This window comes from Paenibacillus tengchongensis (assembly GCF_008973665.1).
GTDB classification, from domain to species: Bacteria; Bacillota; Bacilli; order Paenibacillales; family Paenibacillaceae; genus Paenibacillus_AQ; species Paenibacillus_AQ tengchongensis.
This window is the reverse complement of the sequence record NZ_WACP01000016.1, coordinates 1-13703: the sequence shown is the minus strand read 5'-3', so window position 1 is coordinate 13703 and position 13703 is coordinate 1. Positions and strand designations below refer to the sequence as shown.

Below are 13703 nucleotides of genomic sequence, written 5' to 3'. Positions count from 1 at the left end.
CCTGTCATGATTTTTTGGGTTTAACCAGGTTTTGCGTCAGACGGTCGAGCAAAATGGCGACGATGACAATCGCGATGCCCGCTTCAAAGCCGGCACCCGTCTTGGCCTGCGAGACCGCACGGTAGACATAGGCACCGACGCCCTGGGCGCCGATCATTGAAGAAATGACGACCATCGACAGCGACAGCATGATGGTCTGGTTAATCCCCGCCATAATCGTCGGCAGGGCAATCGGCAGCTGCAGCTTGAACAGCTTCTGCCGCGCGGTGGAGCCGAATGCATCAGCCGCCTCGACCAGCTCGGTAGACACCTGGCGGATGCCCAGGTTGGTCATACGGATCGTGGGCGGAATCGCAAAAATAATCGAAGCGATGACGCCGGGCACCACGCCCAGCGAGAAGAACGATACTGCCGGCAGCAGGTATACGAAAGCCGGCATGGTCTGCATAAAGTCCAGAATTGGTGTAACAATATTCTGCACAGTCCTGCTCTGGGCGCACAGTATGCCGAGCGGCACACCGATCAGCACAGCCAGCACGGATGCCGTCAGCACCAGCGCCAGCGACTGCATCGACGGGTCCCACAGGCCCAGATTGTCGATCAGCAGCAGTCCGATGACAGCGAACAGTGCCATTTTCCACTTGCCGATCCAGTAGGCCAGCGCTGCGATAATCAGCGTCAGCACGATGGCGGGCAGGAAGGTCAGTGCGGCTTCAATACCGCCGACCATCCCGCCGATTACGGCATGTATAAAGTCAAAGAACGGACCGAAATACGTGGTCAGCCAATCCTCCAGCCACTCCACGCCCTGTCCGATCGGAATTTTAGGCAAATTCACGGCTTACTCCCCCTTCCGGAACGGCATTGCCCGCAAGCGCGGACAGCACCGCACCTTTAATGACAATTCCCTTCAGCTTGTCGGCGCTGTCGACCACCGCCACCGGCAGGTGGGCCTGCGACATCAGCTCGAACAGATCGTTCAACAGCGTATCCGGATGAGCACGGGGAATCTCCCGCCGCATCACTTCCAGAATCGTCTTGTTCTCCTTCAGCGCCTGGGAGGCATCCTCAGCGGTAATGACACCCTGCAGCTTCATTTCCTGATCGACCACATACAAGCTCGAGACGCCGCCCTCGCGCATCAGCTGCAGCGCTACGCGGGGACCGCGTTCCGGCCGGATCAGTTCCGGCTGGCGCATGACGTGGGATGCGGTCAGCACCTTGGACAAATCGACGTCCTCGACGAACCGCTCGACATATTTGTTGGCCGGCTGGATGAGGATCTCTTCCGGTGTGCCGATCTGCACAATGACGCCGTCCTTCATCAGGGCGATCCGGTCGCCGATGCGCAGCGCCTCGTCCAGATCATGGGTGATGAAGATGATCGTCTTCTTCACCCGGGTCTGCAGCTCCAGCAGCTCCTGCTGCATATCCTTGCGGATCAGCGGGTCCAGCGCGCTGAACGCTTCATCCATCAGCAGGATGTCCGGGTCGTTGGCCAGCCCTCTGGCGAGGCCTACCCGCTGCTGCATCCCGCCGCTCAGCTGATCGGGGCGGTGGTTCTCCCAGCCCTTCAGCCCGACAAGCTCCAGCGCCTCCATGGCGCGGCGGGTCCGTTCTTTTTTATCGACACCCTGCACTTCAAGGCCGTACTCGGCGTTCGCCAGCACCGTGCGGTGCGGGAACAGCCCGAACTTCTGAAACACCATACCAATATTTTTACGCCGGAACCGGCGCAGCTCCTCGGGATTCATCTTGACGACATCCTGGTCCTTGAACAGCACCTGTCCTCCCGTCGGCTCAATCAGGCGGTTAAGCAGACGCACGAGCGTCGATTTACCGCTGCCCGACAATCCCATAATGACAAAAATTTCGCCTTCCTCAATACGGAAGCTGGCTTTGTTGACGCCGACCGTAAGCTTGGCTTCGCGGGCGATTTTCTCTTTGGACCACCCTTGCTCTAGTAATGGAAGCGCCCGTCCCGCATCGTGCCCGAATACTTTGGTAAGCTCTTTTACCTCGATAATTGCCATGCTGACCTCCTTCTTCCTCTCTATAGTTCAGGTTGCTTTGCTGTTAACAGTGTAACGAACTTATGAAAAGTAAGGCAAAACGCATATACGCTAAAAATTTAGTGTACAGTTTTAACTTTACGTACTTTACATAAAGAATACTCTGTTTTACGCCAAATTCCGTCCGGAGCACATTCTTTACTTCTATGAAGGGTTGTGATTACAATACATACTAGAGGTTTGCAGTCATTTTAAGCCTATCCTCAGGAGGGACATCATGAACGATTTAGAAGGGCTTGCGCCCGCGCAAATAGAGAGAATCAGCAAAGCCCGGGAGCGGGTCATCGATTCCATCGGCAAGAACATGGATTTATACGGAATTACCTTATCCATCGGGCATTTATACGGGTATATGTATTTTAATCAAGGTCCCATGACACTGGATGAAATGAGCCGCACCATGGGCATGAGCAAAACCTCGATGAGCACCGGCGTACGCACACTGCTCGATCTGAAGATGATCGACAAGGTATGGGGCAAGGGCACCCGCAAGGATCTGTTTGAGGTGGAGCCGGACTGGTACCGCAATTTCAGCGACTATTTCTCGATTAAATGGCGCAAAGCGGTGGAAGGAAACATGACTGCGCTCGCTAAATCGCTGGAAGAAATCAAACAGATGCAGGGCGATTACGCAGACGATGCCGCTGTCATGAAACTGCTCACAACCGACCAGGTTAAAATTGACGAAGCGATTAAATATTACCGTTGGCTGCTGAAGCTGATCGAGGCACTGGAGACCGGCAAGATCTTTGATCTGATTCCCAAAGAAGAATAGTTTAGAAGGATAAAGGCCATGAACCCCGTCATTTCAGGGAACATGGCCTTTATTATGTCCGGAATGGCCGGATTGACTTGGCCCGGGAAGATGAATAGACTGAAATGGATAGGATTTGCAGCGGAAGGTGGCTTGGCATGGGGGTTAATATCAAGACGATTGCCGAAATGGCGGGGGTGTCCGTCTCGACGGTCTCGAAGATTATGAACAATTACAGCGATGTCTCGGACAAAACAAAGCAGCGGGTATGGGAGATTATTCACCAGACCGGCTATTCGCCTACGAGCTCCGCCAAGACGCTGGCCTCGAAGAAATCGAGCCTGATCGGCGTTATTTTTGCCGGGGAGCTGAATGTGGAGTTTACGCACCCGTTTTTTGTTGAGGTGCTGAACGCCTTTAAGAAGCAGATGGGCATGCTCGGCTATGATCTGATCTTCTTCTCCAATGAGAAAATGTTCAGCGGCGGCGATTACTACGCCCGCTGCCGGCACTTCCAGGTGGACGGCTGCGTCATTATTTCCGGCGAGAACATGGAGCCGGCCATCCGCGAGCTTGACCTCAGTGATATCCCCTGTATCGGTGTCGATCTGGAGCTGACCGGCGGCAAGTCCGGCTATGTCATGTCCGACAATGCACAGATCGCCGCGAAGGTTGTCGAGCATTTCTATCTGCTTGGCCACCGTGACCTCGGCTTTATCGGCAGCACGGCCGATTCAGAAATCTCGCAGCAGCGGGAAGCCGGGTACGCCAAGGCGATCACGGGCTTCGGCCTTACGCCGCAGCCCGAATGGTTCGTGCACGGCGACGACTTCTTCGAGCACAGCGGCTATGCCGCCATGTCGCGCCTACTGGAGCGCGGGAGCCTGCCGCGGGCGGTGTTCGCCGCCTCCGACCTGCTGGCCCTCGGGGCCATCCGCGCCCTGCGGGAGCGCGGGTTGCGCGTCCCCGAGGATGTCGCCATCGCCGGCTGCGACGACATCGAGGCCAGCAGATACACGACTCCGGCACTGACCACCGTGCGCCAGAACAAGGAGCGGCTCGGCGTGCTCGCCGCGCACATGCTGTACGACCTGATCAACGGCCAGTCGGAGGGCGGCTCGTACGTCGTCGAGCCGGCCCTCGTCGTGCGCGAATCATGCGGCAGCGGGGCGTTGGGCTGAACCGTAAGCCCGTTTAGCTGAGGGGCAGACCGCGGCAGGCCATCGTCCAGGACAACGGCGTAGATGAAGCGCCGATTATGCGCCTCAGGCGTATGCGCGTTTTGGTGCAGGTACCGTCTGCCTGGAAACCAGTCTCAAGATCACTGTCCCTCTACTCATTCACTCTCCGCTCCTCTGCGCATCTGGCCCTTCTGCTCTTCCGCTCCTGTTCTCCTATAAGGGTTCCGGCACACTCACCTGCGGGTCAAGTGACAGCTTCAGCAGTTGGCCGGCATGCGTTAATCCCGCACCGAAGCCGTACAGCAGCACCTGCTGGCCATTTTGGACTTTACACGCGCGGATACCCAGGTCCAGCGCAAGCGGAATGCTTGCCGCCGAAGTGTTGCCGAAGTACTCCAGACTATAAAGTGTCTTCTCCAATGGATACCCCAGCTTGTCGCACACCGGCTCAAGGATCCGCAGATTGGCGCTGTGCGGAATCAGCCAATTAACTTCCTCTATGGCTGCACCGGAACGGGCCAAGGTCTGTTCTACTCCCTGCGGCACCGTCCGCACCGCCCAGCGGAACACCTCGCGGCCATTCTGCACCAGCTTGCCCGTATCCGTAAGCCGAACTTCATTGACCGTGCTTGCCAGGCCAGTGCGGTACACATGCTGGGCGCCGCCTCCGTCGCTGCCCAGATGAAATCCCCGGAAATCATCCGGCTCCCCTTCCTCTTTGGCCTCCACCAGCACCGCCCCCGCCCCGTCGCCAAACAGAATGCAGGTGCTGCGGTCACTGTAATCCGTAATTTTAGACAACGCGTCTGCTCCCACAACCAGTACACACCGGTGCAGTCCTGAAGCAATGTAGGCATGCGCGGTATGCAGGGCATATACAAAGCCGGCGCACGCTGCGCTCATATCGAGCACTCCAGCCGATGTTGGAATCCCTAACCGGTGCTGCAGGATCGACGCTACCGAGGGAAAAGGAAAATCCGGTGTACTGGTTGCTACCAGCACCATATCGATCTCCGCAGCGGACTTGCCGTAACGCCGGAACAAATCCGCTGCGGCAGCAACACATAAATCACTGGTGAACTCCTCCGGCCGGCTGATCCGCCGCTCGCGGATTCCAGTCCGCTGGACAATCCACTCATCGCTTGTCTCTACAATCTGCTCCAAGTCGCTGTTAGTCAGCTTGCGGGCAGGGACATACGATCCTATGGCCGTTATTCTGGCACCTTGCACTGCAATCACCTCATATTTAGTATCTAGTATTAGTATCTGGTACTAATATTACTTGATTGCCGTCTCCTTGCCAAGTGAAGCCAGAGGAAAACAACCTGCCAAATTCAACTACTAACGGTTTCAGGAACCGCAAAGACATCATTTTATGGCCAGAAACTCTTGCTCGTAAATTGCCTGAAGCCTTTCCAGAACAGCACGCGCCTGACTGGTATATTTTAATGGTTCAATCCGGCCCTTCTGCACAAACACACCGGTCTCATTGCGGTGTTTCCCAACGGCGCCGTCATACAGCTGGGCGGCGCCGTAAGCGGGCGGAGAGAAAAACAGCTTCATCAACGGCTTAACCAATAGGGGCAGCCCGGACTCCTTGCCTTTTCTCAGCGTGTTGTTACCGCCCGGGTCTACACTGCGGATCATGATCTCTTCCTGGGCAAGCTGCGGTCCGATGGCCTGAGTCCATAGGGAAAGCGCGAGCTTTGAGGTGGCATATGGACCAAGCAGTTTCCGGAAGGATTTAGGGCGCTCCAGGATTTCGACACTAAACTCTTTAGAAAATTTTAGCGCTGAGGATGAGGTGTTAATCACTGTTTTTAAGGCCCCCTTTCTAATGAGCTCCTTCACTTCCATTAGGATAATATACGGAACAACCGTCATCAGCTCGTAATGCTGTTCGCGCCCTTGTCTGGAATAACGCAGCTCGGGAAAGGACCCGCCGGCGTTGTTAAACAGAATATCGATACGCTGCTCCGTGTGTTTTATTTCCTCCAAGGACCTCTTCAGACCAGCATAATCGGCAAGGTCGGCCGTTTTATAGATCCGCAGCTTTCCATTCTTAATAGCCCCCTGAATGCCCGATTCTTCTGCCGGAAAATCAGAACGGTTCAAAGCCACCACCTGCCAATCCTCTGAAAGCAGCTTCCGCGTCAATTCCAGCCCGATCCCGGCGTTCGCGCCTGTAATCATAGCAATATGCTTATTCATTTTCATTGTAAGCCTCCTTCGGCCAGTGGATTGTTCTTCCTGATAGCGCACATTCTATAACTTGGAGCCGACTCCAAGTCAAGACGCAGGAAATCAAAGCTATTCTCAGGAAAAAGAGGCTTGACTTGGAGCCAGCTTCCCTATTTATAATGTACGCAACACTAAACTCCCGGAGGGGATCGGATGAAGGACGATCAGACTTTTACAATCAAGCAAACCGCAGAGCAGACCGGAATTTCGGAGGACACAATCCGTTATTACGAAAAAATTGCATTGTTATCCCGGGCAGACCGCAAGGATAACGGACACCGCGTCTACCGCCAGGAGGACATCCGTACGATCCGGCTGCTAGGATGCCTGAAAAAAACAGGAATGCCGCTGGAGGAAATGCGCCCCTTTCTGGCAGTCTCCTCCGAGGCCGACCCGGCGGAGCATCCCGAACTGGTAGAGCACTTAAGGAGTCACCGGGAGAATATCGTCAGTCAAATCGCCTCTTTGCAGCAGATCGTCGATTTCATCGACATGAAGCTGGAGGAGGGGAGCTTACGGCAGGATTGCACGAATGAAATTCAGACGAATGCCACCGGACAAATGAAAGGCCATCCGAAGACTAAAGCCGTCTCCCCTGATCAGATGAGTTATTTTGCCGCACCGGCCAAAGCGGACAAATTACAGACCTCTTAAGCCAGGCTCAATAATGCTCACCGTACTAATCGGGTCGCTTAGCATGAGCATGTGCGTGTTTCAGATGGGATTTGGAGGGCCGAAGGAAGCCTTTATACGCAAAAATGCTGCGGCCATCAAAGGCCGCAGCTTCTCCAACAACACCCGATTCATTTTCCCCAATTCCAAAGCAAACCCGTTATCTTCGTGCTGCTTCTCCGTTCCGCTCCTCCAGCAGCGACTCGGGCTTTGCCGTATTCCTGGAGCGGCAGGCGATCAGCTCGACGCTGTCGCCGTTCTCGACATTGAAGGCCGGCCCTTCGTGGTTCTCCACCGTTACATTCTGAAAAAGAATGTCCCGCACATTGCCCATGACGAAGCCGCGCCGCTTCATATCCTCAAGCCCGGTCATCATATCCGGCTGGCCGGGTACAGCATCCTCTGCCATCGAAATATCAATGTTGGTGAAGGACATTTCCGACACATACTGTTCCGGCAGACCATACAGGAAGCCTGCGGCGGCATGGACATTGCGGGCGGTAATATTGGCGTAATGAATGCGCCGGAACAGCGGCGTTTCCTCCGTTACGGGATACGGCTCTTTGTCCCACACGTATTTCTCTTTGCCGCGCGGTCCGCAGTGGTAGTAGAGATTGGCCGTGAAGGGACAGAGGACGCCGTCCATGACGATATTGCTGACGCGGATATCCTCAATGATGCCGCCGCGACCGCGCCGGGATTTCATGCGGATGCCGCGGTCCGTCTGCTTGAAGATGCAGTTGGTGATCGTGACATTGCGGATGCTTCCGCTCATTTCGCTGCCCAGCACTACCCCGCCGTGGCCATGCTGCATGGTGCAGTTGGCAATGGTAATGTTCTCGCACGGAATCCGTTCCTCCGTGTCCTCCGTTCCGGCCTTAATCGCGATGCAGTCGTCGCCGACATCGATGTGACAGCCCGTAATGCGCACACCATTGCAGGACTCCGGATTAATTCCGTCCGTATTCGGCGAATCCGCCGGATTCAGAATGTTAATATTGTCCACCGCCACATTGCGGCACAGAATCGGATTCACTGTCCAGCTCGGCGAGTTCAGCAGCGTCACATCCCGGAGGGTCACCCGCTCGCAATCATAGAAGCCGATCAGCGTGGGGCGGGGATATTCCAGCTCCTCCGGATGGTGGCGGTGCTTCTCCCACCAGGGTGCACCATTTCCATTGAGCGTCCCGCTGCCGGTGACCGAGACATTGACCAGCTCCGAGCCGAATATACACGGAGAGTGAACCTGCCGCTGCACCCCTTCCCATCTTGCCTCAAGCGGCGGATAATCCGCCGGATCGGTGCTGAACGACAGCACCGCACCCGGACTTAAATGCAGCTCGATATTGCTGCGGAGCCGGATCGCCCCTGTGATATACGTTCCCGCCGGAACAACCACCGTTCCGCCGCCGGCCTGATCCGCCGCAGCGATGGCAGCCGCTATGGCTCCGGTTGCCGGCACCGTGCTGCCTTTCAGCGCTCCGTAATCTGCGATGTTAAACACCGGCATTCCTCCTTATGCTAATTTCCGCAGTTATCTTCCGTACAGCCTGGCCATTTCCACGCAGGCCATGACCAGCGCCCCCACCCCGTGCAGGTCATTGGCGACCTTCGGGCGGGTGGCATAATTCTCGTAATCTCCGGCTGAAGTGCCGATACAGATATCCGGCAGAATAAGCCTGCCGTAATCATCCTGCTTCAGTACCCGGATCAGACCTTCATAACCGATGTGGGCCGCATTAGCAGCTCCCGGCGGGGCGATGCCCCGGTTGACAGCCTTGGCGAGCGTGTATACGAACAGGCAGGAGCCCGAAGTCTCCAGCCAGTTATCCGGCCGGTCGCCTTTGTCGGTCACCTGGTACCACAGCCCGCTCTCCTTATCCTGATAGCGGATCAGAGCCGCCGTGAATCCGGCCAATTCCCGGGACAGCTCCTCATGTCCCGGCTCATCTTCCGGCAGCAAATCGAGAAATTGTGAGACCGCCAGCCCATACCAGCCGAGCGAACGGCTCCAGAATTCCGGTGAACAGCCTGTATCCGGGTCCGCCCACGGCATGCGCCGGCTCTCATCCCAGGCATGGTACAGCAGGCCGGTGGCTTCATCCTTCATATGCTTCCGCATCAGCCGCTCCTGCTCCAGCACAGTCTTCCGCAGTTCCGCTTCCCCGAAGGCATCCGCATATTTCAGCGAGAATACCCCGGCCATATACAATCCGTCCAGCCACATTTGATACGGATATTTATCCTTGTGCCAATATCCGCCCTCCGAAGTGCGGTTGACTGTCTGCAGCAGACGCCGCAGCTTCCCGGCGGCAATCCGGTATTTCGCTAAGCCCGTCAGCCGGTACAGAGTGATCAGGAGCTGGCCGGCCTGTACGGCATCCAGCTCATCGCGGGAAAAATACAGATTTCCGTGATCGTCGACCAGACCATCCACATATTCACGGATATAATGGATGTACCGTTCCTCCTGAACCTCTTCCCACAGCAGTTCCATGCCGCACAGAAACACCCCTTGATGGTAATGCCAGCGATGCGCTGGCGGGAGCTCCCCCGCCTGGTACGTATTCATGAGAGAATCACAGGCTCTGCGCGCCCAATCCATAGGTGCCTTCGGCAAACTGCCAATCATCCGGGCCTCCCCTTTCCGAAATCAAATCATACGAACCCCAATCCGCAAGCCGGCGGCACAGCCGCCGGAGATTAACCTTTCATGGAACCGAGCAGCGCACCCTTGGCAAAATGCTTTTGCAGGAACGGATACACCATCAGGATCGGCAGCGTAGCTACCACGATAACGGCCATCTTGATCGTCTGATCCGGCGGCGGTACCGTCGCATCCAGCGACGAGCTGTAATCCATGCCGCTGGCGAGTACGACTATCTGTCTCAAGAGCACCTGGATCGGCCATTTGGTGCTTTCGTCCAGATAAAGAATGGCACTCATGTACGTGTTCCAGTACGTAACGGCGTAGAACAAGGAAATCGTGGCAATCGAGGGCAGCGAGAGCGGCAGTACAATGCGGAACAGGATGCCGAAGTCGTTGCAGCCGTCGATTTTGGCCGATTCCTCCAGCCCGTCAGGGATGTTCTGGAAGAAGTTCTTGAGAATAATCATGTTAAACGCACTGATCGCCGACGGCAGAATAAGCGCCGCATACGAGTTGATCAGGCCCATTTCCTTGACGACCAGGAAGGTCGGGATCATCCCGCCGTGGAACAGCATCGTAAAGACGACGAGGAAGTTGACTACATTGCGTCCGTCGAGGTCTCTGCGGGCCAGGGCGTAGGCCATCAGCGCAGTGATGAACATACTGAAGGCCGTACCGATCAGAGTAACGCCGATAGACACCCCGAGCGCCCGGAAAATCGTATTGGTTGAAAAAATAAACTCATACGCCTCAAAGCTCCAAACCTTCGGAATCAGCACGAATTTATTGGCTGCCAGTTCGGCGCTGGTGGTGAAAGAGCCAGCCACCACGTGGATGAACGGCAGCACCGTAATCAGCGCGATCAGGGCCAGCAGCGTAAAGTTGACGGCGGCGAACACTCTCCCGCCTATCGTTCTGTCTTCTACCATTTCTTTGAACCTCCCGCTTCCCTTAATAAACGCCTTCTTCGCCCATTTTCTTGGAGATCCGGTTGACGGTCATAACCATAATGAGCCCTACAATCGACTTAAAGAAGCCGATGGCCGTACTGTAACTGAATTGCCCTTGCTGCATCCCTGCAGTGTAAACATACGTATCGATAATTTCCGCCACTTGACGGTTCATGGAGTTCAGCATCAGGTAGACATGCTCGAATCCGAGATCCAGCACGGAACCGATTTTCAGAATCAGCAAAGTAATAATGACGCTGCGGATCGCCGGAAGTGTAATATGCCATACCTGACGCAGTCTTCCTGCACCGTCCATACGCGCGGCTTCATACAGCCCCGGGTCGACCGCGGCAATCGCCGCGAGGTAGATAATGGTTCCCCAGCCCGCTTCGCGCCAGATCACTTGGATAATATAGAGCGGCCTGAACCAGCCGGGATTGAGCAGAAAGTTGACTTTCTCAAACCCGAAGAAGACCAGCAGCTCATTGATAATCCCGCCGTCCATCGTGACCATAACGTAGGTGATGGAGACCACGATAACCCAGGACATAAAGTGCGGCAGATACACCAGTGTCTGAAACGTTCTTTTGAAAAAGCTGCCCCGGAGTTCATTCAGCATGAGCGCCAGAATAATGGGCACCGGAAAATAAAAGATGATATTCATACCGAACAGAATCAGCGTATTCTTCAAAATATTCAGGAAATCCGGTTCACTGAACAGGCGGCGGAACTGCTCCAGACCCACCCAATCACTGCCCATAATTCCCTGGTAGGGCTTGTAATCCTGAAACGAGATGACCAGGCCGTACATCGGCAAATACTTGAAAATCAGAAAATACAGCACTCCCGGCAAAAGCATGATATACAGCAGCTTGTTCCTCCACAGCCGCTTTTTAAGCTCGCCGTTACGCTTGCGGGCTTTCGGCGTCAGGTCCGGAATCACGCCGGGCTTAGCGGTGGCTTCCTGCATGGCTCTCTTCCTTTCTGTTTCAAATCTTCTATATACCAGCGGGAAGACCGGGCCCGCAACCGGCAGGTCAGGCCTTCCCATGATTCAGAGCTTATTATTACTTCTTGTAGGCTGCGTTGTACTCTTCGATAATCTTGTCACCGCCGCGGCTCTTCCAGTTCTCTACTTCCTTCTCGAAGCCGGCTTTGTCGAGCTGGCCATAGATGTAGTTGTAAGTCGCATCGGTAATGATCTGCTGCAATTCAACGCCCTTGGTGGTGTAGGTTTCGGAATCCAGTGCAGCCGTAGGATCGGCGACACCGACTTTTACATTCTCCAGAACCAGTTCTTCGGCATGAATACGGCCAGGCAGCACGTTGTATGCTTGGTACATGCCGTTGGTTTCGTATTCTCCGATAACACTATCCTTGTAACCCTTAACTTCACGTTCAGTCAGTTCTTTGTTATCAGAAGCCTTCGCTTTGCCGTCTTCCACGGTGTAGTGAGTGCCTTCGATACCCCAATACATCAGGTTGGCGACTTCCGGCGTCATCATTTTGTCAAAGAAGGCCAGAATGCTCTTCAGTTCGGCTTCATCCTTAACCGCCGATTTCGGGAACAGCACCACGTTGTTGTAGCCCGGAATCATCCACTGCGCGAACTTGCCGTTCGGGCTGGCGACCATACTGTGCGTATCCAGTACGGCATCCGGAACGTTCTTGATCAGGTCCTTGTTCAGGGAGTCAATATCCTGCATGGAACCGCCGATGTACAGGCCGGCTTTACCGCTGGTGAACATATTTACGGCATCCGTCTTACTGGTAGCCGCGAAGTCCTGATTCATGTATCCGCCTTCACGAAGCTTTTTGAAGAATTCCATGGTGTCGATGTATTGCGGGAAGGTAAACTCCGGCTGGAGCTGGCCGTCCTTCTCACCCCAGTTGTTCGGTGTTTCGAACCAGGAGGAGACGGTTTTGAAAGCGCCATACGTAAGCTCGTTGCGGTCCACGATACCGATCGTGTCCTTCTTGCCGTTACCGTCCGGGTCCTGCTCGGTGAACGCTTTAGCCATGGCGAACAGCTCATCCACATTGGCCGGAGCCTTCAGGCCCAGCTTGTCGGCCCAGTCTTTACGGTAGATAATCCCTTGACGTGCAAGCGGACGTCCGATATAGAGTGTGTAGAGCTTGCCATCCACCTTCGTATTGTTGAGGATTTCCGGTTTGAGCTTGTTGAGGTTAGGGAATTCCGTCAGGTACGGTCCGATCTCCCAGAACTGGCCGTCCTTGATCGCTTCTTTCATCTGGACGAAGGTTGTCTGGTTCTTCAGATAGGTGACCTGCGGCAGTGAGCCGGTGGCGAACGAGGAATTCAGCTTCTCTTCGTACGTATCCGCCGGGAAGAATTGATAGGTCAGCTTCGTATTGGTCAGCTTCTCTACTTCTGTCTTAATCGTATCCGGCGGTGTTTCCGAGATGTTCAACGGGAGCATGATCTTGATCTCTGTCGGCTTGGCCGGCTCGGCCGACTCGGCCGGTTTCTCTGTGGCGGCTGTGTCGGTTCCGCTGTTAGCAGCCGGTTCTTTTGTCGCTTCCGCCGCATTGCCACCATTGTTGTTGTTACCGCACGCTGCCAGCATGCTCATTGTCAGCAGCGCGGACAGGAGCAGGGTGAAGGATTTTTTCTTCATACCTTTGTTGACCTCCGTTTTGACTTGTATTGGTTACACGCTTCACACTACAGGCCAAATCCGGTTACGAAAACAATCATTTACCCAGAAAGCCGCGCCACGCTTGGGGGCCTGAGCAAATGATTATCGGGTGAGCGGGGTGATCATTGGGAAGGTGCCGGGGCCTGGGCGGCCCATGGGCTGCTGCGGGGAGTGTTCGGGCCTGCGGCCGCTGTTGTCTGCGGATGTTATCGTTTGGAACGATTACAGGGTGAACATCCGCAGACAAAGGCGGACGCTGCCGCTCCTCCGGCTCCAAACTCCCCCTCCGCCCAACTGTATGGGCCCCGAAGAATTAGTTTGCTTTCGGCACACTAATTCATCACTTAATGCTCTTTCACCAGTTATAGTTGGATTTCGGCACACTAATTCGGGCCGAAACTCTACGAGACGGTAAACAAGCTTGAATTAAGTGGTGATTATCCACTAGCGTTGCATTAACCCTGACATGTAATTAGATGCTGTTTATTAAAGTATCTAAAGGGATGTTTTTACATTTGTTTTT

At 54.9% G+C, this 13703-nt stretch carries 12 protein-coding genes; 3 read left to right on the top strand and 9 right to left on the bottom strand.

Annotated features, from left to right (window positions below; translation table 11 throughout):
* Nucleotides 1–4: 4 nt before the first annotated feature.
* Nucleotides 5–838, bottom strand: coding sequence for an ABC transporter permease (locus F1381_RS22910; protein ID WP_151737166.1), 834 nt, complete (start codon nucleotides 836–838; stop codon nucleotides 5–7).
* On the bottom strand, nucleotides 825–2033 hold the full coding sequence (locus tag F1381_RS22905) for a quaternary amine ABC transporter ATP-binding protein (protein WP_151737165.1): 1209 nt from the start codon (nucleotides 2031–2033) through the stop codon (nucleotides 825–827). The genes F1381_RS22910 and F1381_RS22905 overlap by 14 nt, the downstream gene beginning before the upstream one ends.
* A gap of 256 nt (nucleotides 2034–2289) precedes the next feature.
* Here F1381_RS22905 and F1381_RS22900 point away from each other — a divergent pair, with 256 nt between their 5' ends.
* A complete protein-coding gene (locus F1381_RS22900) occupies nucleotides 2290–2847 on the top strand; it encodes a GbsR/MarR family transcriptional regulator (RefSeq protein ID WP_151737164.1) in 558 nt (185 codons plus the stop codon).
* Nucleotides 2848–2984: 137 nt separating this feature from the next.
* The gene (locus F1381_RS22895; RefSeq protein WP_151737163.1) at nucleotides 2985–4007 is read left to right on the top strand and encodes a LacI family DNA-binding transcriptional regulator; all 1023 of its coding nucleotides are present in this window, start codon (nucleotides 2985–2987) and stop codon (nucleotides 4005–4007) included.
* Between the two features lie 213 nt (nucleotides 4008–4220).
* Here F1381_RS22895 and F1381_RS22890 read toward each other — a convergent pair whose 3' ends face one another.
* Nucleotides 4221–5237, bottom strand: coding sequence for a ketoacyl-ACP synthase III (locus tag F1381_RS22890; RefSeq protein WP_151737162.1), 1017 nt, complete (start codon nucleotides 5235–5237; stop codon nucleotides 4221–4223).
* Between the two features lie 138 nt (nucleotides 5238–5375).
* The gene (locus F1381_RS22885; protein ID WP_425495289.1) at nucleotides 5376–6224 is read right to left on the bottom strand and encodes an SDR family NAD(P)-dependent oxidoreductase; all 849 of its coding nucleotides are present in this window, start codon (nucleotides 6222–6224) and stop codon (nucleotides 5376–5378) included.
* 177 nt (nucleotides 6225–6401) lie between these two features.
* Between F1381_RS22885 and F1381_RS22880 the strand changes: the two genes are divergently transcribed.
* A complete protein-coding gene (locus tag F1381_RS22880) occupies nucleotides 6402–6902 on the top strand; it encodes a MerR family transcriptional regulator (RefSeq protein WP_151737161.1) in 501 nt (166 codons plus the stop codon).
* 178 nt (nucleotides 6903–7080) lie between these two features.
* Here F1381_RS22880 and F1381_RS22875 read toward each other — a convergent pair whose 3' ends face one another.
* The 5 genes from F1381_RS22875 to F1381_RS22855 form a co-directional block, all read right to left on the bottom strand.
* Nucleotides 7081–8430, bottom strand: coding sequence for a glycoside hydrolase family 28 protein (locus F1381_RS22875; protein ID WP_151737160.1), 1350 nt, complete (start codon nucleotides 8428–8430; stop codon nucleotides 7081–7083).
* A 24-nt stretch (nucleotides 8431–8454) separates the two neighbouring features.
* Entirely contained in the window at nucleotides 8455–9552 is a 1098-nt protein-coding gene (locus tag F1381_RS22870; RefSeq protein WP_151737159.1) for a glycoside hydrolase family 88/105 protein, read from the bottom strand.
* 71 nt (nucleotides 9553–9623) lie between these two features.
* Complete coding sequence (locus F1381_RS22865; RefSeq protein ID WP_151737158.1) at nucleotides 9624–10499, bottom strand: carbohydrate ABC transporter permease; 876 nt, start codon at nucleotides 10497–10499, stop codon at nucleotides 9624–9626.
* 22 nt (nucleotides 10500–10521) lie between these two features.
* Nucleotides 10522–11490, bottom strand: coding sequence for an ABC transporter permease (locus F1381_RS22860; protein ID WP_151737157.1), 969 nt, complete (start codon nucleotides 11488–11490; stop codon nucleotides 10522–10524).
* A 97-nt stretch (nucleotides 11491–11587) separates the two neighbouring features.
* The gene (locus F1381_RS22855) at nucleotides 11588–13159 is read right to left on the bottom strand and encodes an extracellular solute-binding protein (RefSeq protein WP_151737156.1); all 1572 of its coding nucleotides are present in this window, start codon (nucleotides 13157–13159) and stop codon (nucleotides 11588–11590) included.
* Nucleotides 13160–13703 lie beyond the last annotated feature (544 nt).